A 25,529-nucleotide genomic window follows, 5' to 3' on the forward strand; every position below is an offset into this window, starting at 1 on the left:
ACTGCCTCGTGCAGCAACGCGATGTCCGTGGTGTGCTCATCCGCCGCCAACCCGGACGGTGGGAGCCGCTTCGCCGGTTACGGGCCCCATCCCCCGGTCGTCCAAGGATCTTCGACATGCCGTGTGAGGATAGGAACACGGCTGTTGCGCCATCGCGAATTTTCGTTGAGGACCAGATCCATCTTGCGCCCGACGAGATGAAGATTGCAGGCCCCGATCGTCAGACGCAAAGCGTGTCCGTTACGCGGCTCCTTCCGGCTCTTTCGCCTGCACTGTGCCGCGCGGCACGGGGCGCGCTGGATTGGACCCAGGAAGATCTGGCGAAGCGATCGACTATCTCCCGGACGACAGTACGGGACTACGAGAGCTGCAGGCACGTCATTCACCGGCGTACCGCATCGCTGATCACTGCCGCCTTCGAACGCGAGGGGTTGGTACTTACGCAGCTTCCGGAGGTAGGCTTCGGCATCTGGAAGTTCGAATGTGACTCCCCCCGGGTCGCAGGCAGAGCTTCTGAAAGCCCTCTTCTAGTCCATCGACCTTGATCCGCCTGACCCGGAGCCACAGAATGACTTCTACAAACCTTCCTTCCGCGGATGTTGAAGCGCGGAAAAGCTTCGGCCAGGGGCTGATCTGGATGGCGTTCAGCATGGCGTCCTTCATCGGAATGTCCGTCGGCTCGCGTGAACTGGCCGCGACCCTCTCAATCCGACAGGTCCTCTTCTTCAGAGCACTGGTCGGCCTCATTGTGATTCTGGCGGTCGGACGAATGCTGTTGCCCGAGATCCGGAAAATGAAGCTTGTGAAGCTTCATGTCCTCCGAAATGTGGTGCACTTTTGTGCTCAGTATTTCTGGACGATCGGCATTGTCATGCTGCCACTGGCCTCGGTCTTCGCGCTGGAATTCACCATGCCAATCTGGGTGGCGCTCTTCGCATGGATCCTGTTGAAGGAGAGGCTCTCGGCTCCACGCATTTTTGCCACCATCGGGGGATTCATAGGTGTGCTCGTCATTGTTCGACCGGGAACCGCAATGGTCGATCCGGCTGCCGGCCTTGTCCTGATCGCCGCTGCTGGATACGGGCTCTCGCTGATTTTCGTAAAGCGGTTGACCCGTGACTGCTCTCCTGGCGCCATCGTGGTTTGGATGATCCTAATCCAGGCTCCACTAGGATTGATTGCAGCTCTCACCGACTGGCATGACGTGCATCTCAGCGACGTCCCTTGGATGCTAGTTGCGGGGCTTGGTGCGCTCAGCGCGCATTACTGCCAGGCGCAAGCGCTCAAGAGATTGGAAGCGTCTGTGGTCATGCCGATCGACTTCCTGAGGGTCCCTTTCGCAGCGGTGGTCGGGTACTACGCCTACGGTGAGGCTATCGACCTCTGGGTCCTATTTGGTGGCGGGATCATCCTGCTCTCGAATTACCGGGCCGTTCTCGCTGAGCGGGCTCGCTCCCGCTAACGCGTTCTATTCAATCTCCTTTTTTTGGCGTGTGATCCAAAGATGAAAAAGCATAACGGCACACCAAGCGGCAGACGGGTCACGCTCTCCCGGGCGATGTCAAAACTCGGCTACTGCTCGCGGACGCAGGCCGAAGCCTTGATCAACGAGGGCCGGGTTAGGATAAATGGTACCAGAGCGAGAGACTGCCGCATCTGGGTCGACGTTGATCTCGACGTGCTCGCAGTCGATGACGCGTCGGTGCGCAGGGCAGCGAAATCCTACGTAGTCCTAAACAAGCCCCGCGGCCTGATAACCACTCGGGACGACCCCGGCGGCCGAGATACGGTGTTTAGCTGCCTCAGGGCCCTGAATACTTCACATATCTCCCCTGTCGGCCGCCTGGACAAGGCGAGTGAAGGGCTGCTTCTATTCACCAATGACACTGTGCTCGCACAGCGTCTTCTCGACCCGGAAACGAACGTCAGGAAAATTTACCATGTCCGGCTCTCGGGGAAGCCGACCGAGACCGATATGGGCCAGATGGTAGCCGGCATCGCGGATCGCGGAGAAAGCCTGACCGCATCGTCCGCGCGCATCCTCAGGTCAGCGGAAAAGAACGTGTGGCTCGAAGTGGAGCTGCGTGAGGGACGCAATCGGCAGATCCGAAGGATGGTGGAGGCTCTCGGTTTCGAGTGTCAGAGGCTCGTGAGAGTCGGTATCGATACTTTGAGCCTAGGTTCTCTAAAAAAGGGCGAGTATCGTTGTCTCAAGGACAGCGAAATCGAAACCCTGCGGCGTCGTGTTGGACTGCCCGTCCTTGCTGCCCGAGATTATGCAACAGAGGAAAATGAAGGTCCGTCGGCCGTGTAGTCGCCTTGAAATGGAGGGGCTCCTCGCCAGGCGCCATTCTTAGTCCGCGCTGTATAGTTTCGGTTGGATTCGCAGGAGAGTGACATGTTGCCATATCCGTTACTAACGTTTGCCCTGCTCGTGATGTGGCTCCTGCTCAATGGCTTCACGCTCGGTCACGTGGTGTTGGGCGGCTTCGTTGCGGTAGCCTCAAGCTGGGCAATGGCCGCCCTGCGACCCGACAAGCCGAAGCTGCGCAAATGGTATCTCCTCCCAAAACTGTTTGGCATCGTGTTGGTCGATATCATCCGCTCCAACATCGCCGTCTGCGTCGTCATTCTGCGTGGTCGGCCGCAGGGGCATCGGTCTGCATTCATCAATATTCCGCTCGAACTGAGGGATCCCACTGCGCTTGCGATTCTGGCCATCATCGTCACGGGTACGCCAGGCTCAGCTTGGCTTGAATATGACTCGAGCAACAGCTCGGTCCTCATTCACGTACTGGATCTCGTGGACGAGGACGAGTGGTGCGACCTTCTGAAGAACCGCTATGAAAAGCTACTGCTAGAGATTTTCTCATGAGCGTAACTATCGTCAACACCGGTGCCGGCGTCGCCCGATTGATGCTCTCGATCACCATGGCGAACGATCGGTACGCGTTCTCTTGCCGACGCTCACAGGTCGGATCATCGACCGATAGACTGATGGCTCACGAGCGGTGCTCTGAGTCTTAATCACAGTCATGCCCTCGACAGATTTTTTCTGTTGAGCGACAGTGCGTCGGAGTCGGATGAAAGAGGCCAGAGAGCCGGGCAGGTAAACAGGCATCCGCAACGTGGACCTGAAGCGGCAAGGCTTGGCCGAGGCATTTTGGTTCTCAATGGTGTTTACGAGACGCCGTTTTGAAACCTAGCTGGAACAATTAGGACATCGCTCTGGACCTCCTTCACGATACGAGACGCCACGCTTCCAAGGAGGAGGTTCATCACGCCCGTGCGTCCATGCGTTCCAGCGATGACAAGATCCACACCACCAATGTCTACCAGAGGGCAAAGTGTATTGACTGCGTCGCCAAATCGCACCGTGACCTTGAAGTCATCCTTCGCACGTGCTCCGGCCGTGTCCACGATAAACCTGCGGCATTCATCGACCGCAAAGGACTTGGATCGGCGTACATACTCCGCCTTGTCGTCCACAAGCATGCGATACGGCGGATCGAATGCGTGGAAAAGTCCGTGATCGGAATCGGGAAACCAACCTGACGCGACGAGCAGGGCCGCTCTTGATGCCTCGCTCAGGTCGCTAGCCACCAAGGTTCTTGCGCGGGTATCTACAACCCGCTTCTTTACAACGAGCACCGGTACGGATGACGTGCGGCTTAATGCATCTATTGTACTGCCCATCACCAGCGCGGCAGGCGCCATGTTCCGTGCCAGGCCGGTGACAATCAGATCGGCCCGCTCTCTCGCCGCCAGAGACTGGACGACCGCGTCGGGAGAGCCCGTTTCGACATAGACGGACCCGCGGAGGCCCACGACCCCTGCGAATTCTTCCCGAAGGCTTTCGGCGTGCCGTTGCGCGGCGGCCCGCTGGCCTAATTTTATCGATGGAAGTGCAGCAAAACCGGCACTTTCGATCACATGAATTGCCGTAAGGCTTGCATTCCATTCCAGGGCAAGTTGTACCGCTCTATCCTGAGCGCGGTCGCAACGCGCCGTGAAGTCGGTTGCAAGAACGATATGGCTTGGCGTTCGATGGGCGACGGCCATGTTCGGCGGATTATATGAACTCTTCAGCATTTTTCCATTCCTAGATCCGGAACACGCCACCGCCGCGGGGCCCAACACGACTATCCAGGCCAGAGCCGGTAACGTGGCTTGAGACTTCGGGACCGCAGTACGACGGAATGTTACGGTACAGTTACAATTTCAGAAGAAAGTCGCCTACAACAGCATAGCGGTGTTGATTACTTCCAGAACCCGGAGCGACAAACCCGGGTCCGGGTCAGCTACTCTGCGAGAGAGCAGATCCAATATGAAGAGTTGGGAAATGGATTACCGTGTTTCATAGCAACAGATCTTCGTCTCTGCCGGCTGGGATGTCAAGTTGACCGGCGAGTTCTGGAGAAATAGCGCACCGATCCCGGAAAATACTGACGCATCTCCCACTTGTATAATATTATCGGGCCAGTTTACTGCCTGGCGCCAGCCCGGCAAAGGCAGGCCGAGCGTGGCCAGCGGAAGCTGAAGATGCTTGTCGTAAGTCGGCCCATGCGAAAGTGCCTAAGTGCTGACAGCAACAGCAGCGGCACGAATGACGAGAAGAAGGCAGACGGCCGGCCGAACCGGCGGTGGAAGTAGATCTATTGATGAACGGCATCCCACAATGGCACGATTCCGCTAAGCGCCAGGAGCATGAGGATCCTGCGATTGAGACGAACGAAATTGAAGACGTAGCCGTGCGGTTTCATGTTCCTAAGATGAAGGGATTGGACAGACGGAACTCTGATTTTGGAAGAGCGTCGAACGCTACAAGATCCTCCTCCAAGACACCATCGGAGCGACCGGTCAGCGGCGCTCCAGGCAGCAGTTTTGCGGAAGCTTGTCCCCGTCAAGGATGTGGACGTTCTCGGCGGCCCGAAAGTAAGCTCCTGCCTCAGCAACATTCGGTTCAGATCACACAGCGGGATAAGCGAGATCGAGCCGAATACGATGATCAAGTACCTCCCGAACGCCCGGAACATTTTCAACAAGGATTTGGGTGGCTTTGCGCTCTTCTGCGGACCCGAAGTCCCCCGAGAGCGTGACGACGCCGTCAGACACCTCCACAAGCGATGCTCTGAACGAGGCCCATTTTTGGCTGCGCCACACTTCTAATATGGTGGCTTTGATTTGCGCGTCGTCAGGCCGTTGCAATTGCGGGCCTTCAGCCGCATTTGCGCGAGCAACAGCGCGGACTATGTCCGACCGGCCAACCGTCCCTATCACCCGTCCGTCGCACACGACCGGTATCCTTTTTATCTTGTTTTGATCGAGGAGATCAGCAATTTGAGAAATTGGCGCGGTCTTAGCCACGGTGATGACCTTGGTCGTCATTACGTCGGCGACATGGACCGAATGAGAGGTGGTGTAGTCCACGGCGAGGGAGGCGTTCTCTTTGAAAAGCTTGAGCCACCAAGAGCGTGGTCTGACTTCAGTCCCGATTTCCGCGCGGTGCAGTAGATCTGCTTCACTCACGATCCCTACCAGCATGCCGGCATCGTCGACGACAGGAAGGGCGCTAACATTTCTGGATACCAAGACCTTGGCTACGTGCCCCACCGTATCTGCATTGTGTGCCGTTATGACTTCAGACGTCATGATTTCTTGAGCAGTCAACATCGTCGCGTTCCTTTAATGTCAAGGCATCATCGTCCGGCTCATCCGCCGTGACAAACGAATTTATGCGCAGCAATCAAGCAATCTTTCTGCGCAATGGCACGTGCTCTTCCCAATCATTCCGCCCGCCTGTGCGATTACCGGAGAATTGGCGCTCGCTCCGGTGAGAAGGCCGGTGCGCATCCACAATGAATTTCTCGTCTCCGAGGAATGGTTCCCGCGCGGGCGTTTCCTCCCATTTACTCTCCACTGGTGGAGATCTGAGCGCATATGTTCCTGAAGTGGGCTGCGACAGCGCGATCCCCGCCGCAGATAAGCGGCAGGCACCGTAGGACGGTGGCTGAATCCAAACCTCGTTTCACCAAGACCACCTATAGGTTTTGACAAGCGAAGTTGATTGACAATGGAGCCCAAGTTTCGTGCTATGCTTCGATGGATATAGAACTTGCCCGCACATTTTTGGAGATAGTTTCAACGGGTAGCTTTGTTCGTGCTGCAGAACGTTTGAACGTAGCTCAAACCACAGTCAGCGCTAGAATTCGCAACTTGGAACAATTGCTCGGTCGGCCGCTTTTCGTTCGAAATAAGTCTGGCGCGTCGCTCACCCCGGCTGGAGAGCAGTTTCTGCGCCACGCACCGGCGTTCGTCCAGTTGTGGCAGCGCACTCGTCAACAGGTCGCGGTGCCGGCAGGCCACCGGGCGGTGTTAACGATAGGCAGCGAAGTCACGCTTGCGCAACCGCTCTTGCTGAATTGGGTCCGATGGATCCGTCAGAACCTCCCCGATATCGCACTTCGTGTACACGTCGATGTGCCCCAAGACCTGATCACTCAGGTCGCTTCAGGGATAGTGGATGTGGCGATCATGTATGCGCCACAGCATCGCCCAGGCCTGCAAATCGACCTCCTCGTGGAAGAAAAACTCGTGCTTGTGACGACAAATGTTGGGGTGGAGCGCCTTGAGGAGGCGAATTACGTTCACATTGATTGGGGACCAGATTTCGTGCTGCAACATGACATGAGCTTCCCCGATGTCACCCCAAATCTTTCATTCGATCTTGGCCCATTGGCCCTTAGTTATGTTTTGGCGAGCGGCGGATCCGGGTATTTCAGGATGAGTGCGGTTGAGCCGCATATAGCGGCGGGTCAGCTTCACCTGGTACCCGAAATGCCGCAGTACTCGTATCCAGTTTACGCAGTGAGATCTGCAAACGCAGACGAGAGCGTCGTAGGCGCTGCCTTGACTGGATTGCACGCCATCGCTGGGGGCAACATACCGGCTTAAGTGGCGGCTCAGAGCGATGGAAAAAGGAGATCGACCTCAGTTCCCAATCCTGGCTCACTGCCTATACGTAAATGGCCGCCAACCAATTGCATAGTCGCATGGACTTGAGCTAACCCCATCCCGGTGCCATTTTCACCCTTAGTCGTAAAGAAGGGATCCATCACCTTCAGCAATAGATCCGGCTCTATCCCACAGCCTTGGTCCTTGACCCGAAGGCGCGCATAGGCCCCCGGCGGCGGCTCGTTGATCGCAATGTTGGTTTGGACAAAACGTTCCGTCGTGACTGAGATTTCCCCGCCGCTCGGCATGGAATCCCGCGCGTTGAGCATCAGATTGAGTAGGGCCGCGGCGAACAACGACGGATCGGCCAGACAGTCCGGCACGTCCGCCCCTAGCGCGAACCGGACACGAATGTTTGTTCCCCTCCCATAGTTAAGAATAGGCTTGAAAGAATTGATGAGCTCATTCAAGTTCCGTGCTTTGAGGTGGAGTTCCTCATAGTTCGCGAATGTGAGCAACTGCGACGTAAGCTCGACACCTCGATTGACGCCTTCCCGCGCCGCTGCAATATAGTTGCGAACGCTTTCGGGGTGGTCCGCTTTAATTTCGGCGAGCCTCAAGCCGGATTCGATGATCGTCAGGAGGTTCCTGAAGTCGTGGACAATACCGCCAGTCATCTCGCCCAAGGTCGATAGTCGATACATTCCGCGCTCGCGCTGTTGGACCGCCCGGGGGCGACCCCTGCGTTTTTCCTGCGATGGCAGCGAGCCTTCTTTCGGAAACGCCGTATTGTCTGTCACGTTGCCCCATCCCTCTGTTCACAGATGCCGTCACGAGGCATCATTTGCCGTCTGCGCTGTCCTCATCTATTGGCTTGGTCGGCTATTGCCGAACCTGTCGCTTCGGCTCTTTACAAGCGACGGACAATCCGCTTCGCAACAATCTCTTCAACCATCGGAAACGCCTTGAGGGCCTCGTCGGGGAGGTCGCTGCTCACAGCCAGCGACTCCATCCAGCCAGCAGGTGCTTCTGGTTGGCCGACGACAATGCGGCCGACCATTCCGGCGTGCTCATGGGGAACGCAATAGTAGTCATACACCCCTTGCTCGGTGAAGGTGACGGAGAAGCTCTCGTCTGGTAGGAGATAGTCTGAATTCCAGGACTTTGCGGCTTCGGGAATGCGAAGCGGCCTACCGAAGTTTACTGGATGATAGGCGGTGGTTGTATGCGAATTTCCGGGGTTCTGGTTGATCCAGCGGATCATCTGGCCGGGCATGATCAAAACACCGATCGGGTCGAACCAGACATGCGAGCCATCTGCCCGCCCCTGCATCCTGATCTCCACCACCTCTTCGGCCCGCGAAATCTGTTGGGACATGGAAAGGGTGGCGAAAAGCCCACCACCCAAACACAGCAATTCACGTCGCGCGACCGTCATTTGGCGACACCAGCTTCGCCGTCCGCTGCGACATGCCACAGCACCACATGGACATGCGGCTCTTCCACTCCCGGATGGCCAGCGTTGTAGTGGACGTCCACATGGTCGACATTGCCGCCGGGCGCGGCAAGGTTATCGAATGACTTGTCCGGATTGAGATCCCTCATCGGCAACATATAGATCGTGCTGACAAGCTTTCCGTCATGATCATAGGCAAGGAACGGACCGGCTGGCAGTGTCGTCGGATCGACGAAGAGTTGGCCCATCCCAGGCAAAAAGTCGGGCAACTTCACCAATTTGCTAACCTGTTGATAGGGTGCGGCCGGTGGCGATTTTCTAAAGCCATCCGCGGCTATGGCACCAACCGAGGTGAAGCCTGTCAGAAGAGGTATGAGGAGCAGCATTTTCATGGGAAATCTTTCTACATTGATTCGCGTCGGGTAATATTCGGCAGCCAACCGCGGCACGGTCCGTCGTCTGCCGCTATTCAAAAACCTATCGTTTATATTAGTCCAATAAAAATGGATGGAGTTTAACTGCAGTATTTATGCACTATCGTTGCGGTTGCATGTTTTTAACGAAGCCGCATTACCTATTTTTGGTCGAATCACCGGCTAATAAGATTTAGACAACGCGGCGATTCCAAACTCACACTACTCGCCTCTGTCCTTCCGGCTGTCTTGATTTGTGAAAATAAACTCCCATCTTCGGACCCATGACTATCATTTTACGTATGCGAGAGCCACGACGCCTGAAAGCACGCCTCTAGCCCCGGCGCGATTCGCTTGCGTCGCGTCCGGGGCCATTAGCATCTCAATCTAGTGTAACTCCGCTGCAGATGAGTGCAAAACGCGCTTCGTTTGCATTTGTGCGGCCTTGCTTAGAGGCGACCACGATGATTTTCAGAAACTTGTCAGCGAATGTCGTTACCCTTGACCTCGTGGCGAACGGAAAGCACTCGGCACTGCGCAAAATTGCGTTGAATATCGCGAAGAGTGCCGAGGTTGACGACCATGTTGTTCTTCGCGGCCTTTGGGAGCGCGAAAGTGGCAGAACAACCGGTATTGGGCGAGGTATCGCCATCCCACATGCGCTGCTCGAGCCGATCTCGGATCCTGTCGCGTCGTTCACGCGATTAGCCGTTCCTATTGATTTCGGGAGCGCCGACGGCCATGCTGTCGACCTTATTTTCACCTTGCTTTGGCCTCGCTCCGCCGCTGTCGCCTTCCTTCCAGCGCTCGCGCAATTGTGCCGGCTGCTTCGGGCTTCGCGGATCCGCGAGGGGCTTCGAGTGGCACGATCCGCCGACGAGGTGATAGCGATACTAGATGGCGATCCGCGAGCGATCTACTGGCCCGTCTCAGAGCAAACCCCACTTACGTGTCGGTCCGGTGAACGAAAGGATTCGGCAGGACATGAAGAGATACATCGAAGATCCGGGTACACTGCCAAACGTCATTGCTATAACGGATCGTGAGCGACTAACAACCTTACAGCGACAGATTGCCTTCTGGAGGGTTCGGTGGTCTGTTGCTCGAGCAGAACGCACGCATGTGCTAGCCGACGTCTCGGGGCCGGAACTGTACGCGCACAGGATCGGAGTAGAACATGTTTTACCTAAGGACGCCGATATCCCGAGCCGTTGCAGCGTTCGTAATTAGAGAGGAAGGTGAGTTATGATCAACGGTTCGCAATGTCGGGCAGCAAGAGCACTTGTCGAATTCTCGTGCGAACGCCTTGCACTATCTGCAGGTGTTAGCATGGAAAGCATCTTGCATTTTGAGGCTAAACTCTCGGAACCAACTGATGATGAAGTGTCGGCCTTGCAATCGGCGTTGGAAGAGGCCGGCGCGGTCTTCATTCCTGACAACGGTCGCGGCATCGGTGTGCGTCTGAAATTTTCGAAATCTGACGCTAGACGCATCGCAATACTGGAAAATGAAGGCGGAATAGTTGCACCTGACCGGGTGCCGTAAGTGCGCGCTCAGCCTCGAATGACTATCGAGGATGATTTGTCTGGCGGCAAGTCGGCGGCATTCCACTCCATTACAACAAACTTTGCGGCGATCCCGTGGGCCTGCTCGCTGCGCAACTAGATTTGGGCAAGGGCATGCTCAACCAGGATTCCAGGTGCCGTAGCGCTCCTTAATTTGACCGCGGTGAAAGCTGAGTAGAACCAAAGCTGACCCGACAGCAATCCTTGCAACCGTCCCAATCAGGCTGGCATCGTAAATGAACGGAATGATGACTAGGGCTCCCCCTAGAAGCACAGTCAGGTACCGAGCCGGTCGAGCAACCTCCGCGGCGGAGATCGAAATTACGGTGAGAACAAGCGCGCCGATCACATGATCCGCAGTGGCTATGCCGCCTTCGGCTCCGAGCGTCAGTCGGGTGAACATCACGAACAGGCCAATGAGGGCGGAGAGAGCCAGATTCCACGGGAGGCTGACACCGCCGCTCATCATACTCTTCAGCACGGCACCCGGGGAGCGGTCGAACTCGTCCTGTAAGGGTTGATCCGCTCCGCACTCCGGCACCTCGTCGGTGTCGCCAAAGAGGAGCACGCGCAGCCAGTTCCGTCCTGCTTTGATCCGGCGACGCATGAATTGCAGCGTCGCCAGCAGTTCATCGAGCGAATATGGAATCTGCACAAGGACTGCCGCCGCGCCGATCAGCGCGATGGTGCTCCACGTGCCGATGACAATCGGCTGAATGATAATGAACACGATCGAAGTGATACCGAGCGGTGCGATCATCAGGCCGAACAGCACGACCAGCCACGGCATCGTACGCCAGCGCGTGCGGGAGCCGACGATGCCAGTCAGAATCTCGAGCAGATAAACGTAACCGCCGACGGCTGCGTCGGAGACCGGCCAGGCTTTCGAAACCGAGGAAGTGATAATCTCCTCGGTGCCGTTTTGTGGATCAGAGGTCGAGCCAGCAAAAAATGGGTCCCATACCTCCGAAATATGGCCAAGCTGGTAACCGGCGAGGTATCGCGAAACATAGAGGCCAATCAGGGCCAGCAGGATAATGGGCAGCCGCTGGGTCCAGGCGGACGGGTTGTAGCTCCACCCGGGGGGAACGCCAGGACCGGTCAGCGCCGCCACCGCCGAAGGACCGGGCTCGGGTCTGGTGCAGACCGCAAACCCGAAGATCATGGCCCCGACGAGCGTGTCGGAGAGATATGCTGTGGCGTTCGCCGTCGAAAACAGGAACGGTACAGCCATGACCACGGCGCCGATGCCGGCGCAGAGCCAGCGCGCCCACATCGCGCGCCAAGACAACGCCAGCACAGCGCAGACGATGAGCGCGACGCCGAGCGCCATTTCGCTTCTACGCAGAAGCGGCTCGGAAACGTCTATCAGCGCCGGCTGCGTGAGAAGCCAGGTGCCGAGGCCGATATTGACGAAATGCGCCCAGAGGTTGGCGGCGTGCTCGGCCTTGATCTGCGCGTTGCGCTTTGCTCTCAATATCTCCGCGTTCTTTCCGGCACCCGCCGCCTCATCGAACCATGCTGGCGGTGTAATCCGATTGGCATCATACCAGCCTGCAGGGTCGGCCTTGAGCGTGGCGATGAGCCCGGGAAGTTCGTCAATCAACCGATGTCGCGGCTCCCAGCCAAGCAGGTGGCGCGCGCGCCGTATGTCGAGCGCGTAGTGGTCATCGGCCATGCCAGCCATGAACGGCTTGATGAATGGTTCCTCACCCTGATCGATGACATCCGGTATCAGTGGCTCCAGCCTACCTTGCATCCACGCGCCCGCGGCGGCTAAGAACTTTGGCAAGCGTAGTGTTGGCCAATCGTGTTTGCCATGAAGCTGATAGCCAAGTTTGTCCTGGAGAGCATCGTACCCAATCGCATCTGGCTCCCCAATCAGGATCTCAGTTTCCACCGGCAACTCTGCGCGACGCTCGACGGCGCGCCGGAAGGCGTCGACCATATCTTCGCGATGGAGCATTGATTGGCCAACAAGGGTGCTGCCGGAATAAAAGTAACTCTGAAATTCTCGCTCGTAAATTCGTGCAATCTGATGGGCCATCGTCGGCACCATCGTGCGCTCATCGTAAACACCGGCTAGCCGCAGAATGACGTATGGGATATTCCCGTGCTCAGCGCGGACCACTTCTTCGGCCTCAGCTTTTGATTTCGGATATGCCCAGCGCGGATCAAGCGGCTGGTGCTCGTCGATACGCTCTCCGGGGCTGCACGGAGCATGCACGAGCATGGTGCTTGCATAGATGAACTGCCGAACCTCGAATCGTTGCAATGACCGTAGTAGGCGACGAGTGCCCTCCACATTGACAGAATGGTAACGCGGATCTTCCTTGCCCGAAAAGTCAAAGAAAGCCATGAGATGGATGACGCTAGCAATACGCTCGCCGAACGCATCGTGGAATTTACGAAGTGCGAGTTCGACGGACGAATTCGATGTGATGTCGACTTCAAAAACCGGGATGTCAGCATCGCGTGCCACACGACTGAGTGCAACGATCTGGTAATCCCGGCCAAGAGTCTGAGCGATTGAACGTCCGAGATTTCCAGTTCCTCCGGTAATGACTATAACGGGCCGAGTATCTGAGACTATGTCTGCAAACGTAGAAACCGTTGACATGGGGAAAACCTCGATTTGTTTCGCGGCAAATCGAACTCCGAGCGAAAGCCGATTTCAAAACTGACAAAAGCTGGGCGGTAGCGCTTCGTGATGATGGGCATCACCTACAACTTGACACGCTAGGCAAGGGAGAACTTGGCAAGCGGTGCTTCGACACAGGCGCTCTCGCTCTACGTTGGGGCAGCTGTCAGTCTCACCGGCTTCCCACAGATCGTTATGTTGGACGATCACAGGATCGCTTGCCCTGTCTTGTCCCAGTCGGCTAGAAACGACGCCAATCCCTTCTCGGTTAGCGGGTGCTGGGCAAGATTCCTGAGCACAGCCGGCGGCACGGTCGCTATGTCTGCTCCAGCTATTGCGGCCTGCTTGACATGCAGGGGCGTGCGAATTGAAGATGCCAGAATTTCCGTTTTGAACGAGTTGTCGTTGTCATAAATCATACGGATCTCTCGGATAACTTCCATGCCATCCAGCCCCAGATCATCGAGCCTTCCTACGAATGGGGAAATGAACCGCGCGCCCGCTTTGGCAGCGAGGAGGGCTTGGTTGGCTGAAAAGCAGAGGGTAACATTGACCGCCATCCCTTGTGCGCTGAGCGCCCGACAAGCCCTGAATCCATCGAACGTCGATGGTACCTTGACGGCCACGTTTTTAGCAATGCCGGCTAAACGCTCACCCTCGGCGATCATACCGTCGAGGCGGCTCGCTGTAACTTCCGCAGACACCGGACCGTCGATCATTCCGCAGATTTCCTTGATCACATCCTTGATAGGGCGACCGGTTTTTGCGATCAGCGAAGGATTTGTAGTCACTCCGTCGACAAGGCCTGCGGCGGCAAGTTCCGCGATTTCAGTGGTGTCGGCTGTGTCGATAAAAAACCTCATTTTCATTCTCCTCAACGTGCGTACCGGCGTATATATATATCGGTAGAATTGTTTAACCTGTTTCGGGGGCTGATCTTGATCTCGGTTGATCCACATCCTGAACCCGTGAAACGAAGTGCAGGGAGGATCGACGCCGATGGCGAAACAACTCTCCGACAGAGTAAAATTGAAACGGGCATACGAGATCCCCACCGAGGATGACGGCATCCGCGTGTTGGTTGACCGACTCTGGCCGCGCGGGATCAAAAAATCTGACGCGGCAATCGATCATTGGCTCAAGGAGCTCGCGCCAAGTACCGACCTTCGGAAGTGGTTCGGGCATGACCCAGCGCGCTGGACTGAATTCCGCCGTCGGTATGGGGCGGAAATCCAAGAGCATCGCGACGCTCTCGACCGGTTGCGCGGCATGATGGCGAAGGGCACAGTCACGCTCGTTTACTCGGCTCAGGACGAGACACACAACAACGCCGTGATCCTCAGAGAGATGCTGCGGGAAGATCGATAGAGAAACTATGTTACGTTTTTCCATGTCGGTCAAAGTTTTGATGGGGCCTCAGATCGGGCCGGGGCATTTTGCGCAAGCGTCACTCACCTTGCTCAATGGCATGCATTGAAGCTTATCATTTGGCCTTCAGCAGACAAACGAATTTAATAGCGCAATAAAGGCAGCTTTTATGGTTTAAAGAGTTGTGGCTCGGTCCACTCGGCTTGGCTCCGACGCTAGTTGTTGGACGTTGCCCATCCTGGGCCCTAACATGCTGCGTGACACCAATGCCAAGGACCTCTCCGGCGGACGTTGAGGTATCCGGTTCCGGCGCAGACGGCGTATCCCGGCATACTCCCCGCCTGTGCAGGCTGGGAGGCATTTGCTTGACGACCGAGGAAGTGGCACCTGCATTCTCGGCCCAAGGAGATCGTCATCCCGTCTACCCTTACGGGACGCCTCCTGCTAAGGGTGAGCGGGCCGGTCATCAACGCGCGGAACGCCATGGGGCAGCGGAAAATACGGCGTGATCCGGCGCATTTGCGCCTCTGACAACAACATCAGATCACTGATTGCGGCGGCCTCCTTTCGATCTCAATTAATCAAAGGCAGTACGCCACACAAAGCGATTTAAATAGGTCCTGAGCCTAGGACCGCGGTCTGTTGCTGATGTTGATAGGTTACCTTGTCATGATCGCATTCGGCGCCAAAGTGCACTGGTTTTCGCATAGCTGCCCTTTCCGAACAAAGTCTATCGCGCGCAACGGATCAAAGCAGCGACGGCTGCGGGTCTTCGTACATGCTGCGTTTCACGTAGCACGACCGGTTGGAGTGAAATTCAGGCAATGCCGGGGCTATCGCGACCTCCAACGATTAACACAAAGCAGAAATGTTGTTGGTAACGGCCAATAAGTTTCATTTGCATCTTATCAATCATCGGCACAGATTGGTTGTTGTTCGCGCTCGTTCGGCTCGCCCAAGCAGTGCGACACGCCGTCAGAAGCCTCGGCTGTCAGCGGTTATATATCGGAATCTTTGGGGAAGAGATATTTCGCAGAACAGGCGCAAAAAGAGCAGGCAAACGATAGCAATGCTCCGAAGCCCGCAGAATAATGTCGCTACAGCTAAAGACGTCATCACGAATAGTGACCTCGTTTCAACCAGGACGGCCATGATGGTCACCTAGAAACATGCAGGAGCGTACGAATGCCCACCGATTTCCATCGTTCACGGAATAACGAACCGCTGCTTGCGGGAGCGGTATGCCCGGCGGACCACAGCAACTGCGATTTCGCGCTCGATCGGAAACAAGATGATCAATGGGAGATTTCGATCCGGTCGGCACGAGCCGATGCGTGGGTTCGCAAGGAATTAGCTCAGCCATTCGGTTACTGTTTGGGCGGAAGGATCAGCGTCGATGTTCTGAGCGCGGATAGATTTGTCAAAGGCGCGCAGGCTCAGGGTTTGCGTATCGAGTTCGTGGGACCCGGAGGCAAAGATCTCCTGTAGGATTGCGGCAACCTTCTCGGCGGCTCACCCCATAGAACGTATTCTCTCCACCACGATGTCAACAGTTTTCTTGGCTGTCGACCAAATGCCATCGCAGACAACCCGTGAGCGAGACCATCAACCTCAGCAATACGATCTACGTCGTTTCCTTTGTGCTGCTTTACTCTCAAAGGCGACTGGCGAAGGGGTGGCATTTTTTGGCCGTTGACTTAGGTTCTGGATGTGGAGGCCGATCATGTCAAACATCGACGATGAACTGCGGGTGCTGCACAGCGCAGTTCGCAGTCTGGAGAAGAAATGGCGCCGTACTGGGGACGAATATTATCCAAACCAGATCCGGCAACTGAAAGAGATGATCGCCGACCGCGAGCGCGGCGGTCTTTTCGGTTTGGAAAAATCGATGGGGCCGCCTCGGGGCGCTCTTAACCCCTCCGACGTCTGATTTTGCGTTCACCATCCGACGCATGCGTCATCGACCCTTCGTTCTAAGAGGAATACCTCAGATGAGGAGTGCCTGATATCCGATTTCCTTCCATTGTCACGACCGACAACGGCTCGATCTGCGACGTCCGGAATCCAGGTCCGCCCAAGATGCCCGAACTCTCCAGCTGTTCTGGGGACACCGCGGAATGTGCATCATCGACAAGCGATACTTGCCCCTATGGTGCAAGCCGGCCGACGAGGTGCCGAGCCCCGTTATTAAACTCGATGTGACGTTCAACGATGTCGGCCCTTCGTCACTCTCGGCCAACGGCCTTCGATGGACCAACCCGCCTAAAGCCCCGACATCGCGGGCATTTGAACGCAAACCTCCTTAAACCATGACATCGGATGATGTAAAATACGTGGCGGGCGCATAGCCCTCTTTAGCGGGCTGCAGTGGTGAACCGCAGGAAGTTGCGAGGATGCTGGCGTGACCAATCGTGTTTCGATGGCATTGAAAGCGGCCGCACGAGGTATGGAGGATGCCTTTGGCTGGCTTGTTCTCTGGTGGCCGTTGGCGCCTGTATGCATATTCGTTGGGGCAACGGGTGTCGCGGTTTTGAGCCAGGGCGCTGATCCCTTCGGCATAAAATTCGCTGCCGGAGTCGTCACGATGACGTTCTACGTCGTCGCCATTTTTCGGGAGCCTTCTGAGCGCCATCTTCTTTGCGGGCGTGACGTGGAATCTCTCGCAAAGTCCGGCCCCGTCACGACGGCAGAAACAACGCTATAGCATGAACTTCGACACGATCTTCTGGCTGCTCGGGAGTATCATCGCCGCTTTGTGGCTTGCACCCCTCACGCTGGCCACGGCCCATATCCCGGTTGTCAAGGATCAGATCCTGCCTTTCTGACCAAGCCTATATCCCGGAGTTCGCCGCCTGACGCTAATCTATCTCACCCAGGTCGCGCAGTTTCGACAGCGATTCGACCAGCAAGGGCTGATTGGCCAACAAGCCTTGGACGTGGATTCTTGCAAGCGCCTCAAGGAGGCCCTCCCCTCTGGGCGTCAGTCCGATCAAGACGCTTCGTCTGTCATTTTCGGAGGGCGTTCGGTTTGCCAGACCAGCCAATGAGAGGCGGTCAACCAGCTGTACTGCACCGTGAGGGTGCATCAACATCTGCTCTGACAGTTCCCTCATCATGATGCGACCGCCGACCGCCGTCTTGATCACCAGCATTGCCTGGTATTGCTGTGATGTGACCTCGGCCTCCGCAAGTGCTGCTTCGCTGAGTGCCAGGAAACGACGCAGTGCGAGCCGGAACCCGGCGAGCGCGCCGTACAAGTCAGGGGGCAGTTCCTTTTTCAAGTCAACTTCTTCTGCACTCGGCATTCAAAAACCTTTTATTGAATCACGCCATGATATATAATTTCGGTGTCCGCGTTGGGGAGGACGGTTCGCGTGCGCGCGGCGGATTGTGCATGGTCCGCCTCGAGCACGATGTCCGCTGTCGCGCGCGCGAATCATAGATTGTCTTGGCGGCGACGGTAAGAGGGGGCTTTTGAAAGTAGGAAGTGTTTCAGCCGGCTGCGGAGTAGAACTGCTACCCGCGCTCAATGAGTGCGGGTGTGATGTGAGCTGCGTGGCCCGTCAATCCAGGGTGTCCGACGCTGAATTCGACCGCTACGTCAAAATCTGCTCCTATCAAGTGGCCCTTACACGATCTGGCTTCACTCGAAAAAAAGCCGCTCGTTCATCGGTCAACTTGGCAATAGGGCATCGATGGCGCTTCATGACATCTAACCCACGGGATAAGCGATGGTTTCCGGGGTGACAAAAACTTCGGTACACTCTCGTTCAAGTGACGTCGGCGGAGGCGGGGGACAAAGTGGGCTCGCTTTGCCCGATGGTGCCCGACCTAACTCGACTATGAGAACGGTGGGGTTAAACCCTGATGAGACGCCGACAAGAGAGGAGGTTGCGGTGGCAATTTCGGAACTCAACGGGGTCGAGAAGCAACTGCTCGGAGTAATCGGTCGCGGACATCGCGATCGGAGAATGCAAGTTTTCCACCGTGGAGAGATCTACTGCACCGCTCCGTTCACCTGGGCCGAGCTGTCCGCTCACGTGAGAGCTGCCGATGACGCGATTGCCGATGCCGTCGCAACTCTTGTCGCGGCCGGCGCTGTTGACAGTGTAAGGCAGCCGACCCGTCTCTTCCGCTGGATACGGAGGACCAAGCCTGCGACCTTTTTCTTTGTAACTCAGAAAGGGAAGCGATGGTCGGCGCAAATCGAGCAAGTCATGGTTCTCGAACAGAACTAGAAATTGATCTTACTGGGCCAGGCGAGGCCCGTGAACGTTAAATCATCAGCGCGTCAAAGCCGGCGCATCTTCATCGACTGTCATGAAATGCATGACACGGACAAGATTGCCTTGCATCAGCTCCAGGACGCGATCCGCTTCCAGCCAGAACAATGCTCTTACGATCTCCTCCTGAGTAAAGTTCGCCTTAGCCAGGGCGACTGTCAGCTGGTGCAGGTTGACGGGCGCGGCGGGCGTCGCATGGATAGATCTGAGATAGTTTATGACTGCCGCTCTTGTTTCTTCGCGTCGATTCATCAATTACACCTCCTTGTGCTTTCGCGCCGACCCCCTCAACACGCTGCGCCTACTGTCGCTAGGGGTTTTGCCGGTCCGGCGGGCTTGCGCCGCGACCGGGAAATGCTAGGCTTTTCGTGGGGTTTGGATAGAAGCGTGGACCAACGATTCGAACGCGCTTGCCTGTCACGTCGGTAATATAGGTGGCCTGTTTAGCCTTCAACGCAGGTGGTCTCTGCGGGTGGCTTGGTGGCGCGGCCTCCGCGCTGCCTGCCCATATCAGCATCAAGGCAAGAACCAGCAAGGCTGCACCGCCCATTAGCCGGGTCCAAGTACCTCCACTTTTTGAAAAGTAAAATTCGAAGGCCCCGTTCAACAAGCTTCGTCACTCCTGATGAAGATGCAATGCCTCAATCGCTCATTGCCCGGATTTGACCCAGGGCGGGTTGCTTCGGCTTAGCACCGTGGGAGGAACTCATTTCGTTCGTGAGATCTAGAACCACCCTCTTCGGCCGTTGCCCTTCACGGTGCATGAGAAGAACAACGACACACCGACCACTCCCGGATCTGACTGACAAAATCTGCCCAGGGGTTCGAACCATCGCGCTCTTGGCGGCGTCCGCGCAGTTCGACGTTTCGCCAGCAACGGCATATGAGAAAGTCACGATTGAAAAAACAGCGGCAAGCAAACCAGCCTGCACAGAACCCCGTGCGGGGGATGACATCGACATAGCCATCCCCCACTAATGCACCGTGCTTTCAATCTGAATTTTATCACGGTCCAACAATGCCTCGCACACTTCCTGAACCATGACGCGGGTTGCCTCAAGAACGGGCGGAGAAAGTGCTTCACCAAGACGAGCAGCGTGGCCAATCCTCAAGAGACCCTGCAGCTCGGAGGCGTTCTCGATGAGGCGGCCCATCCTCTTTTGCAGATCAATTGGTAGCTCCGAGACATCGAACTGTTCCTGATCTAGAAGCCCGCGTTCCCTTAGGATTCGCTCAAGTAGCAGCGTCAACTTGGCAACTTCTGCAATATCCTTCATCTGCACCCTCCCCGGCTTTTTTAAGCTAGCTTTCACCCGCGATTCTTTTTGATCGCTCAGCAAAATATATCATGACATGATAAACGTAAAAAGATAGAGGCGGACACAGGAGTGTTATCGCGCCGTGAGGGGGCGGGATCGGTCGATTTCTCGATTGGCATCGAGTAGATCACGCTGAAATGTCGCCTCGTGATCGGTAGTCGATCGAGTTCAGCTACACTTTGCAGCTGCTGTAAGCGCCGCTGTTATGCCCGCGAGTGCGTACTTGTAATTCGTTCGCGTGCCTCGTTTCGAGATCGCGCTCAACGTCATTGAGCTGCCGGATTTCATCGCCGCAACCAGTGCCGCGTCGTCGATCGCGTTCTTCGTCCAGGCGGAATTCCCTTTCGACGTCATCGAAAAATTTCTGCCATCGACCGCCACCGTTATCTCTGAGCCGCCGAGAATGTCATAGCCCATCACAGCTTGCGGATAGTAGCTGCCGGCCCTTGGGTCTGGGGCCACCAGGATATAGTTGTTGCCGTGATCGACATTTGCCGGCCGAGCCTCCTGTGGCGTGGAGAGTGCATAGCAGTGTTTCCGACCATCTGTTGAATACGAATAGAGACCCCAAGCTCCAAACTTTTTGATCATCGTAGGCGCGGAGCCGGGCCGCGCATTTGCCGATGCTGGACCGATTGCAGCGAGGGCAAAAACGGCGAGCGCGAATGTTTTGAGGGACATCTCATCTCCATGGCTGGATTAAATAGAGGTTGAGGCCAAGTCGGCCGTGGACGGCGCTCCACCTAAATCTGGCGCTGCAGTGGCAGTGTCGGGGGACTAGACCAAATACGCTTTCGTGGACTGACGGATCCCAATCGAAGCCATCGAATAACGTCGGAGACTTTGGCGGCCCGCTACTCGGCAGGCACGTCAGTGGCCCGCGCAGCTAAGTCAATGTTACATAAATCTGAAGCGATATTTTGTGAGAGGTTTGCCGACGGATGCCGGTTGATTCTCCACGACAGGACATCCGTCTTTCGCAGTCCGCGCCCATCGGTCACGGCCCTGAGCGTGATCTCCGCCCCTGCTGTTGTATCGGTGAATTCGCTCGGGTCTCGATTGCACAAAAGGGGATCGCCGCGGCCGATGAATGCGACGGTGCCCAGCAGCGACTGCTGGTCAGCCTTTACAACCTCGCACCAAATCCCATTGATGGTGATCGAATTGACTCGAAGCGTCGCTTCGCTGGAGGGGCTCATCATGTGCTTGTGAAACGGCTTCGGATTGTATGGCGCAGAGTGGATGTCGGCCGCTGTTTCCTCAAAATCCTCGGTTTGCAATCGTAGCTCCTCGCGTCGGCTCCTGACGGAGACGGGAATTGTGTAAAAAATTCGAGCATTGAAGTGGTGCGTCGCTCCACGAACCCAACAAACAGGCCACTGCGCAGCCTGCCGCGACATCGATCCCGTTAGGCCCGCCCGAAGTCATTTCAGGCGGGCCTGGTTCGACTGGACATCTCATCACATCCACTCGAAGGTTAACTGTCCGTCACTGCCGATGTGGCTTGTTGCGGAAGCTCATTCATTTTCATCAGTTGTTCCGCGCAGTTGTTTGCCGCATTGATAACAGGCCCCTCGATCCCGGCGACCTTTGTCCAGCCTCCCTCCTTGATGAAATTCTCGCGTTCCCAGGACGATGTAGCTTTGAGGGCCTGCAGGTTTTGCTCGGCATTGCTCGCGCTTATGAAGTCGTGGACGCAAATGTCGGCGACCAGATCGGCCCGCGCATCCCGCGCTGCGACCATTTTCATCTCTCGCACGCTCGCCGATGTTGTCCAGCCACCCCATGTGAAGCCAACGATCATCGTCAGTACCGACGCGCCGACCAGCGACCAAAGCCATAGGATCTTGGACGGACGGAACGAAGAGCGTCCACCATCTCCGAAAGCTAGCATAGCTGTTCTCCCCACGTATTTGATCATGGCATGATATAAAAATAGCCTTTCGGATCAACCTAACATTGATCACAAAAGTTTGATCGTCTGCGGTTGTCAGAAACATCTTCTCTCAGCTCTAAGCAGCAGATGGCTGAGCCTGAGTTTCGAGCCGAGGCTGGCGCAGGAAGTTGAGACATTTCGCCAGTCATATAGCTCGCGACCACGCAGATGACCCTCCTTGGGTGTAAGCTCAGCTTGCTCACTGTTCTGGATCTGTCCCAAAGGAAAATCGCAGGAAAGTATTTACTGGTGTTCATTTGGCAAGTCTTTGTGCGACGACGTCCAGAACGTAAACACGTGATTGTGATTGGGTGGACAGAGATCCTTATTTTCGCCTGATTTCCTCGGGGTTCCGGACGGCTCCCCTTGCATGTCACTCCCCTTCTTTTGCCGATGAACGGATGGATACGACATTTCCGCTTTGTCAGATGCGAAAAATCTGACTACCTTTCCATTCCGGGAAGGGGCATTTCATGAGAACAGTATTCTGGGACCCTCCATTTTTCGCCTGTGGGATCGTCATTCGCGGCCCATTTGAAGCATATGGTTTCATGAATTCGCGGGACGGTCAGAATGTGTGCTGGCCCGTGGTGAAGGGTTCGCAGTTCGCGAAGGCCCAACTGGCAATGCTCGCAGCCATGGATGGCCGTCTGTCGATCGAAGACGCCAGGGCCTGCTTCGGCCTGGCGCTGAAGGAGGCACAAATCACGTGATAAAATGGAGCAAGATTGGGACAAGGGGGTAACAATGGAGACTGCGCTGTGGGGCTTGTGCGTCTACTATCGGACCGATGATAATATGGTGCATTCCGTGAGCGGCGTTGACGAGGCGCTGGTCGCTCTGTTCGATCGATGGCCAGTAAGGACTGGAAATTACCGCCTCATCGCAATGGACGCCTGCTATGCCGCACAAGCTGGCCGAGAAAGACTGGCGAAGGCTCGACTGGCATTTGTCGCTGCAGTGATCGAAGCTGGCGCGCTGGTCGATGACCGGCATGAGCGGTGTTCTGATCAGCCTGGCGATCCCGAATTATTCGGCAAGGCACCCGTTGCTACCGTCTCTATCGTGGGGTCCCCTTCAACCGCTCTCGATCTTGCATGTGACTAAAGACGATGCTCCAGAACCATTCTCAGTCGGCGTCTATTCTCGATCCCGAAGACCTGGAAATGCTCCAAAAGGTATTCGATCAATTGTGCGAACGAAGGCGCTTAGAGAAGGGAAGCGCGGCGGCCAACCGGATAGCTCGAGATCTGATCGATCTCTTTCAACATGGCATAAGGGGGGAGCGTCAGTTGCTCATGATGTTGTCGGGCGCAAAGTCATTTCCCTAGGTGCCGGTTTGGGGGTGACATCTACGTCTACTTCCGCATTGAATGCCGGCCTCTACCAGAAGCTCCCAATCAAGGCTTTAGATTTTGATTCCGCCGGCAACGCGCGGCAATGGCCCTGGGAGTCAGGCTCCGGGATCCGACTTACACTAGGACTGGACCTTGGCCGGTCTACCGCAGCACTCCTGTCGCCAACTCCCTTTGAATGCCGCGCACGTCGGTTCCCTTTTTGAGCGTCTTGGCGATAGGCGTGCTGGAGCCGGAAACCCAGATCTTGAGCTCGGAATCAAGATCGAACGTCCCAGCCGTTTCAACCGCGAAGCGGGTGATGGCCTTATATGGGATGGACGTGTGTCGACCTTGCTGCCGGTGATGCCCTGGATGTCGACGAGGATGATCTGGGACTGAGTGAAGACGAAGAAATCTCGAATCACCTTTGGCCAGTTGCGGTGTTTCTCCCTCGATCAGAACACCGTCTAGGCGGCGCTTCAGGTCGTTGGGATCTAGCGCCGATCCATGCCCAAAAAGGCCATGAGAGATACCCATGTCACCAACCCCTCATTTCTTCATGGACGGCAGGAGTGAAGCGTCTCGACGGCAAGCGCAGATGGAGGGGCGACTAAAAGAAAATGAGCCTCGAAGAAAAATGCAATTTCTTCCGGCACTGACGGTCCTTTCGGAGGCTCCCTTGAAAAACGTGGGAGCTTTTCATCGACTCAGCCCCGCACCATTTCGGCCGGCGTCTCCGCTTCGCGGCGATCAACCACGATCATGGGTTACGGACTCGGCACACCTTGAGCCTCAGCTGGCGCTGCGAATGCGGCGCGGGGCATTGACAGTTTGATCAGGAGGCCGTGCGGCTGCCAATCTCTGGAAACGTCTGCATTGAGGCTGCGGATGATCATCTGCTCCAGCCTCGTGCCGAATCCCGCATCTTTCGTTTCCGCTTTGCTGGAAGGTCCTCCACCAGACTCAAGCCACGAAATCTCGAATCTTTCATCGAATGCATTGAGCGTCACGTCCAATCGCCCTTCCGCATTGGACAGGGATCCGTACTTCACCGCGTTGGTGGCGTATTCGTGAAAGAGCAGGGCAAGGTTTGTCACCCTCTCGGCGCTGATCGGTGCGTCTTCACCATGAAAGCGCCACCGACCTCTCTCACCCTCATCGTACGGGGAAAGCAGGCTGGACAACAGCTGGAATAGGGTCGTGGACCGCTCTTGAAATGCTTCGTCGCCTGTAAAGCTCGGCAGTGTCATCTCGTGTGCTTGCGAGAGCGCGACAAGACGGTCTTTCATTGAAGAGGCGAGCTCGCTCGGCGTCTGCGCCGTGCGCGCTGCCAACGTGATGATGCTCCCGGTGATTGCAAAAAGGTTCTTGACCCGATGATGCATCTCCCGAAGGAGAAGATCCTGGCGTTCCGCTGCGCGCTTTCGGTCCGAAATGTCACGGGCAATTTTCGAGGCTCCGATAATCCTGCCGTCGTTGTTGCGGATTGGCGAGATCGTCAGCGAAATATCGAAAAAGGTGCCATCCTTACGACGCCTGATTGTCTCGAAATGGTCGACGCGCTCTCCGGCGTGGATACGCGCCAGGATCGACGGCTCCTCGTCAAGCCGCTCCTCAGGTATGAGAATAGTAATCGGCTTCCCGACAGCTTCAGCGGCGCTGTATCCAAAAAGCCGCTCCGCACCCCGGTTCCAGGTGGTGATGACCCCCTGAAGGGATTTACTTATGATGGCATCCTCGGAGGACTCGATGATTGCCGCCAGGAACGCGGCGGCGTCGTGTGTCTGTTGATGTGCCACTGCCTCGGCCTCAGATTGCTTGGAGCGACGGTCAGTTGCCCCGCCATCACTGCGATCATGTTTGTCTGCCATCGGCGTCTGCGTATCCAAGATGTCGTCAAAAGTTTTGAGCGGAAAGGCCCTACCCCGGTTGGAACCTTAGCTCCCCACGTCGAGAAATAAAGTCTTTTGTGTGGCCCAACTGTTGCAAAATCATGTGACGTCCTACGGTGCGGCCGGCTCCCATTCCTGGACGACGGCCCGATGAACAAACTTCCAAGACTAACGACTGGCATATCCGGTGCTGCAACGTCCGGGGCAATTGCTTCTGCAGTTGGCAGCGTATCGGCCCCGGGTCATCGGCGGAGAGGTTCGAGGCGCGACTCTCGCGCGATTGATGGGCGCCGGTTGGCGGTGCCCCGAGAACAATTCTTCAGCCTTGATTGCAGCCTGCGCCGACCCGGTCTCTTCATGAGACG

At 56.3% G+C, this 25,529-nt stretch carries 28 protein-coding genes and 1 pseudogene; 14 read left to right on the top strand and 15 right to left on the bottom strand.

Translation table 11 applies throughout. The annotated features are described in order from the left end of the window. The first annotated feature begins 197 nt into the window (after window positions 1-197). The 4 genes from ACSQ3G_RS29015 (at window position 198) to ACSQ3G_RS29030 (ending at window position 2,875) form a co-directional block, all read left to right on the top strand. Window positions 198-545, top strand: a complete 348-nt coding sequence (locus ACSQ3G_RS29015) for a helix-turn-helix transcriptional regulator (RefSeq protein WP_436113226.1) — start codon at window positions 198-200, stop codon at window positions 543-545. Window positions 546-568: 23 nt separating this feature from the next. Next, on the top strand, window positions 569-1,462 hold the full coding sequence (locus ACSQ3G_RS29020) for a DMT family transporter (protein WP_436112748.1): 894 nt from the start codon (window positions 569-571) through the stop codon (window positions 1,460-1,462). A 42-nt stretch (window positions 1,463-1,504) separates the two neighbouring features. After that, on the top strand, window positions 1,505-2,314 hold the full coding sequence (locus ACSQ3G_RS29025; RefSeq protein WP_436112749.1) for a pseudouridine synthase: 810 nt from the start codon (window positions 1,505-1,507) through the stop codon (window positions 2,312-2,314). Window positions 2,315-2,398: 84 nt separating this feature from the next. After that, window positions 2,399-2,875 carry a Na+/H+ antiporter subunit E gene (locus ACSQ3G_RS29030; protein ID WP_436112750.1) on the top strand — a complete coding sequence of 159 codons (477 nt, stop codon included), beginning with the start codon at window positions 2,399-2,401 and terminating at the stop codon, window positions 2,873-2,875. Between the two features lie 305 nt (window positions 2,876-3,180). On the opposite strand, the gene ACSQ3G_RS29035 is transcribed toward ACSQ3G_RS29030, so the two are convergent. Both ACSQ3G_RS29035 and ACSQ3G_RS29040 read right to left on the bottom strand, forming a co-directional pair. Beyond that, window positions 3,181-4,092: a universal stress protein gene (locus ACSQ3G_RS29035; protein ID WP_436112751.1), complete on the bottom strand. Its 912-nt coding sequence runs from the start codon at window positions 4,090-4,092 to the stop codon at window positions 3,181-3,183. 876 nt (window positions 4,093-4,968) lie between these two features. After that, window positions 4,969-5,673, bottom strand: a complete 705-nt coding sequence (locus ACSQ3G_RS29040; RefSeq protein WP_436112752.1) for a CBS domain-containing protein — start codon at window positions 5,671-5,673, stop codon at window positions 4,969-4,971. Between the two features lie 429 nt (window positions 5,674-6,102). Here ACSQ3G_RS29040 and ACSQ3G_RS29045 point away from each other — a divergent pair, with 429 nt between their 5' ends. Continuing rightward, a complete protein-coding gene (locus tag ACSQ3G_RS29045; RefSeq protein WP_436112753.1) occupies window positions 6,103-6,954 on the top strand; it encodes a LysR family transcriptional regulator in 852 nt (283 codons plus the stop codon). 8 nt (window positions 6,955-6,962) lie between these two features. Here the strand turns inward: ACSQ3G_RS29045 and ACSQ3G_RS29050 are convergent, their stop codons facing one another. The 3 genes from ACSQ3G_RS29050 to ACSQ3G_RS29060 all read right to left on the bottom strand — a co-directional run bounded on the left by ACSQ3G_RS29050 (window position 6,963) and on the right by ACSQ3G_RS29060 (window position 8,802). Beyond that, window positions 6,963-7,754, bottom strand: coding sequence for a two-component system sensor histidine kinase NtrB (locus ACSQ3G_RS29050; protein WP_436112754.1), 792 nt, complete (start codon window positions 7,752-7,754; stop codon window positions 6,963-6,965). Between the two features lie 110 nt (window positions 7,755-7,864). After that, window positions 7,865-8,392 carry a plastocyanin/azurin family copper-binding protein gene (locus ACSQ3G_RS29055; protein ID WP_436112755.1) on the bottom strand — a complete coding sequence of 176 codons (528 nt, stop codon included), beginning with the start codon at window positions 8,390-8,392 and terminating at the stop codon, window positions 7,865-7,867. After that, on the bottom strand, window positions 8,389-8,802 hold the full coding sequence (locus ACSQ3G_RS29060) for a DUF5602 domain-containing protein (RefSeq protein ID WP_436112756.1): 414 nt from the start codon (window positions 8,800-8,802) through the stop codon (window positions 8,389-8,391). Before ACSQ3G_RS29060 ends, ACSQ3G_RS29055 begins: the two co-directional genes overlap by 4 nt. A 485-nt stretch (window positions 8,803-9,287) precedes the next feature. On the opposite strand from ACSQ3G_RS29060, the gene ACSQ3G_RS29065 reads away from it, so the two are divergent. Together ACSQ3G_RS29065 and ACSQ3G_RS29070 are read left to right on the top strand one after the other, a co-directional pair. Then, complete coding sequence (locus ACSQ3G_RS29065) at window positions 9,288-9,869, top strand: PTS sugar transporter subunit IIA (protein WP_436112757.1); 582 nt, start codon at window positions 9,288-9,290, stop codon at window positions 9,867-9,869. A gap of 199 nt (window positions 9,870-10,068) precedes the next feature. Beyond that, window positions 10,069-10,368 (top strand): helix-turn-helix domain-containing protein, encoded by a 300-nt coding sequence (locus tag ACSQ3G_RS29070; protein ID WP_436112758.1) that lies wholly within the window; start codon window positions 10,069-10,071, stop codon window positions 10,366-10,368. Window positions 10,369-10,506: 138 nt separating this feature from the next. Here ACSQ3G_RS29070 and ACSQ3G_RS29075 read toward each other — a convergent pair whose 3' ends face one another. Together ACSQ3G_RS29075 and fsa are read right to left on the bottom strand one after the other, a co-directional pair. Continuing rightward, the gene (locus tag ACSQ3G_RS29075; RefSeq protein WP_436112759.1) at window positions 10,507-13,008 is read right to left on the bottom strand and encodes an NAD-dependent epimerase/dehydratase family protein; all 2,502 of its coding nucleotides are present in this window, start codon (window positions 13,006-13,008) and stop codon (window positions 10,507-10,509) included. 227 nt (window positions 13,009-13,235) lie between these two features. Beyond that, the gene (gene fsa / locus ACSQ3G_RS29080) at window positions 13,236-13,892 is read right to left on the bottom strand and encodes a fructose-6-phosphate aldolase (RefSeq protein ID WP_436112760.1); all 657 of its coding nucleotides are present in this window, start codon (window positions 13,890-13,892) and stop codon (window positions 13,236-13,238) included. A gap of 136 nt (window positions 13,893-14,028) precedes the next feature. On the opposite strand from fsa, the gene ACSQ3G_RS29085 reads away from it, so the two are divergent. From ACSQ3G_RS29085 to ACSQ3G_RS29100, 4 genes are all read left to right on the top strand, one after another. Continuing rightward, window positions 14,029-14,397, top strand: coding sequence for a DUF488 domain-containing protein (locus ACSQ3G_RS29085; RefSeq protein WP_105439294.1), 369 nt, complete (start codon window positions 14,029-14,031; stop codon window positions 14,395-14,397). A gap of 1,185 nt (window positions 14,398-15,582) precedes the next feature. Next, entirely contained in the window at window positions 15,583-15,885 is a 303-nt protein-coding gene (locus tag ACSQ3G_RS29090) for a hypothetical protein (protein ID WP_436112761.1), read from the top strand. 235 nt (window positions 15,886-16,120) lie between these two features. After that, window positions 16,121-16,327: a hypothetical protein gene (locus tag ACSQ3G_RS29095; protein WP_105405406.1), complete on the top strand. Its 207-nt coding sequence runs from the start codon at window positions 16,121-16,123 to the stop codon at window positions 16,325-16,327. A gap of 471 nt (window positions 16,328-16,798) precedes the next feature. Next, a complete protein-coding gene (locus ACSQ3G_RS29100; protein WP_436112762.1) occupies window positions 16,799-17,101 on the top strand; it encodes a hypothetical protein in 303 nt (100 codons plus the stop codon). Window positions 17,102-17,255: 154 nt separating this feature from the next. Here the strand turns inward: ACSQ3G_RS29100 and ACSQ3G_RS29105 are convergent, their stop codons facing one another. Beyond that, window positions 17,256-17,678, bottom strand: a complete 423-nt coding sequence (locus ACSQ3G_RS29105) for a MarR family winged helix-turn-helix transcriptional regulator (protein WP_245440450.1) — start codon at window positions 17,676-17,678, stop codon at window positions 17,256-17,258. 615 nt (window positions 17,679-18,293) lie between these two features. Here ACSQ3G_RS29105 and ACSQ3G_RS29110 point away from each other — a divergent pair. Continuing rightward, the gene (locus tag ACSQ3G_RS29110) at window positions 18,294-18,635 is read left to right on the top strand and encodes a hypothetical protein (protein ID WP_105405409.1); all 342 of its coding nucleotides are present in this window, start codon (window positions 18,294-18,296) and stop codon (window positions 18,633-18,635) included. Between the two features lie 45 nt (window positions 18,636-18,680). On the opposite strand, the gene ACSQ3G_RS29115 is transcribed toward ACSQ3G_RS29110, so the two are convergent. The 5 genes from ACSQ3G_RS29115 to ACSQ3G_RS29135 all read right to left on the bottom strand — a co-directional run bounded on the left by ACSQ3G_RS29115 (window position 18,681) and on the right by ACSQ3G_RS29135 (window position 21,893). Beyond that, entirely contained in the window at window positions 18,681-18,932 is a 252-nt protein-coding gene (locus tag ACSQ3G_RS29115) for a Smg family protein (protein ID WP_105439300.1), read from the bottom strand. 722 nt (window positions 18,933-19,654) lie between these two features. Then, window positions 19,655-19,957, bottom strand: coding sequence for a Rho GTPase-activating protein (locus ACSQ3G_RS29120; RefSeq protein ID WP_105439302.1), 303 nt, complete (start codon window positions 19,955-19,957; stop codon window positions 19,655-19,657). 210 nt (window positions 19,958-20,167) lie between these two features. Then, window positions 20,168-20,680, bottom strand: coding sequence for an invasion associated locus B family protein (locus ACSQ3G_RS29125; RefSeq protein WP_436112763.1), 513 nt, complete (start codon window positions 20,678-20,680; stop codon window positions 20,168-20,170). Window positions 20,681-20,853: 173 nt separating this feature from the next. Then, a complete protein-coding gene (locus ACSQ3G_RS29130; RefSeq protein WP_436112764.1) occupies window positions 20,854-21,279 on the bottom strand; it encodes a hypothetical protein in 426 nt (141 codons plus the stop codon). Window positions 21,280-21,476: 197 nt separating this feature from the next. Then, entirely contained in the window at window positions 21,477-21,893 is a 417-nt protein-coding gene (locus tag ACSQ3G_RS29135; RefSeq protein ID WP_105439305.1) for a hypothetical protein, read from the bottom strand. Between the two features lie 515 nt (window positions 21,894-22,408). On the opposite strand from ACSQ3G_RS29135, the gene ACSQ3G_RS29140 reads away from it, so the two are divergent. Both ACSQ3G_RS29140 and ACSQ3G_RS29145 read left to right on the top strand, forming a co-directional pair. After that, a complete protein-coding gene (locus ACSQ3G_RS29140; RefSeq protein ID WP_436112765.1) occupies window positions 22,409-22,648 on the top strand; it encodes a DUF982 domain-containing protein in 240 nt (79 codons plus the stop codon). A gap of 34 nt (window positions 22,649-22,682) precedes the next feature. Further along, window positions 22,683-23,042 (top strand): DUF982 domain-containing protein, encoded by a 360-nt coding sequence (locus ACSQ3G_RS29145; protein WP_172746678.1) that lies wholly within the window; start codon window positions 22,683-22,685, stop codon window positions 23,040-23,042. Between the two features lie 392 nt (window positions 23,043-23,434). On the opposite strand, the pseudogene ACSQ3G_RS29150 reads toward ACSQ3G_RS29145, so the two are convergent. Both ACSQ3G_RS29150 and ACSQ3G_RS29155 read right to left on the bottom strand, forming a co-directional pair. Next, window positions 23,435-23,809 (bottom strand): annotated as a pseudogene (locus ACSQ3G_RS29150) (PH domain-containing protein). Between the two features lie 230 nt (window positions 23,810-24,039). Continuing rightward, complete coding sequence (locus ACSQ3G_RS29155; RefSeq protein WP_436112766.1) at window positions 24,040-25,143, bottom strand: PAS domain S-box protein; 1,104 nt, start codon at window positions 25,141-25,143, stop codon at window positions 24,040-24,042. Between the last annotated feature and the right edge of the window lie 386 nt (window positions 25,144-25,529).

The organism is Neorhizobium tomejilense, assembly GCF_964254135.1.
GTDB lineage: Bacteria > Pseudomonadota > Alphaproteobacteria > Rhizobiales > Rhizobiaceae > Neorhizobium > Neorhizobium tomejilense.

What these genes read in the sequence shown, in the direction of transcription:
- ACSQ3G_RS29035 (WP_436112751.1), bottom strand. Translation starts at nt 4,092, where the DNA reads ATGCTGAAGAGTTCATATAATCCGCCGAACATGGCCGTCGCCCATCGA.
- ACSQ3G_RS29095 (WP_105405406.1), top strand. Translation starts at nt 16,121, where the DNA reads ATGTCAAACATCGACGATGAACTGCGGGTGCTGCACAGCGCAGTTCGC.
- ACSQ3G_RS29120 (WP_105439302.1), bottom strand. Translation starts at nt 19,957, where the DNA reads ATGAAGGATATTGCAGAAGTTGCCAAGTTGACGCTGCTACTTGAGCGA.
- ACSQ3G_RS29085 (WP_105439294.1), top strand. Translation starts at nt 14,029, where the DNA reads ATGGCGAAACAACTCTCCGACAGAGTAAAATTGAAACGGGCATACGAG.
- ACSQ3G_RS29065 (WP_436112757.1), top strand. Translation starts at nt 9,288, where the DNA reads ATGATTTTCAGAAACTTGTCAGCGAATGTCGTTACCCTTGACCTCGTG.
- ACSQ3G_RS29075 (WP_436112759.1), bottom strand. Translation starts at nt 13,008, where the DNA reads ATGTCAACGGTTTCTACGTTTGCAGACATAGTCTCAGATACTCGGCCC.
- ACSQ3G_RS29060 (WP_436112756.1), bottom strand. Translation starts at nt 8,802, where the DNA reads ATGAAAATGCTGCTCCTCATACCTCTTCTGACAGGCTTCACCTCGGTT.
- fsa (WP_436112760.1), bottom strand. Translation starts at nt 13,892, where the DNA reads ATGAGGTTTTTTATCGACACAGCCGACACCACTGAAATCGCGGAACTT.
- ACSQ3G_RS29015 (WP_436113226.1), top strand. Translation starts at nt 198, where the DNA reads ATGAAGATTGCAGGCCCCGATCGTCAGACGCAAAGCGTGTCCGTTACG.
- ACSQ3G_RS29040 (WP_436112752.1), bottom strand. Translation starts at nt 5,673, where the DNA reads ATGTTGACTGCTCAAGAAATCATGACGTCTGAAGTCATAACGGCACAC.
- ACSQ3G_RS29125 (WP_436112763.1), bottom strand. Translation starts at nt 20,680, where the DNA reads ATGTCCCTCAAAACATTCGCGCTCGCCGTTTTTGCCCTCGCTGCAATC.
- ACSQ3G_RS29025 (WP_436112749.1), top strand. Translation starts at nt 1,505, where the DNA reads ATGAAAAAGCATAACGGCACACCAAGCGGCAGACGGGTCACGCTCTCC.
- ACSQ3G_RS29055 (WP_436112755.1), bottom strand. Translation starts at nt 8,392, where the DNA reads ATGACGGTCGCGCGACGTGAATTGCTGTGTTTGGGTGGTGGGCTTTTC.
- ACSQ3G_RS29145 (WP_172746678.1), top strand. Translation starts at nt 22,683, where the DNA reads ATGGAGACTGCGCTGTGGGGCTTGTGCGTCTACTATCGGACCGATGAT.
- ACSQ3G_RS29090 (WP_436112761.1), top strand. Translation starts at nt 15,583, where the DNA reads ATGCCCACCGATTTCCATCGTTCACGGAATAACGAACCGCTGCTTGCG.
- ACSQ3G_RS29155 (WP_436112766.1), bottom strand. Translation starts at nt 25,143, where the DNA reads ATGGCAGACAAACATGATCGCAGTGATGGCGGGGCAACTGACCGTCGC.
- ACSQ3G_RS29115 (WP_105439300.1), bottom strand. Translation starts at nt 18,932, where the DNA reads ATGAATCGACGCGAAGAAACAAGAGCGGCAGTCATAAACTATCTCAGA.
- ACSQ3G_RS29135 (WP_105439305.1), bottom strand. Translation starts at nt 21,893, where the DNA reads ATGCTAGCTTTCGGAGATGGTGGACGCTCTTCGTTCCGTCCGTCCAAG.
- ACSQ3G_RS29020 (WP_436112748.1), top strand. Translation starts at nt 569, where the DNA reads ATGACTTCTACAAACCTTCCTTCCGCGGATGTTGAAGCGCGGAAAAGC.
- ACSQ3G_RS29030 (WP_436112750.1), top strand. Translation starts at nt 2,399, where the DNA reads ATGTTGCCATATCCGTTACTAACGTTTGCCCTGCTCGTGATGTGGCTC.
- ACSQ3G_RS29140 (WP_436112765.1), top strand. Translation starts at nt 22,409, where the DNA reads ATGAGAACAGTATTCTGGGACCCTCCATTTTTCGCCTGTGGGATCGTC.
- ACSQ3G_RS29070 (WP_436112758.1), top strand. Translation starts at nt 10,069, where the DNA reads ATGATCAACGGTTCGCAATGTCGGGCAGCAAGAGCACTTGTCGAATTC.
- ACSQ3G_RS29045 (WP_436112753.1), top strand. Translation starts at nt 6,103, where the DNA reads ATGGATATAGAACTTGCCCGCACATTTTTGGAGATAGTTTCAACGGGT.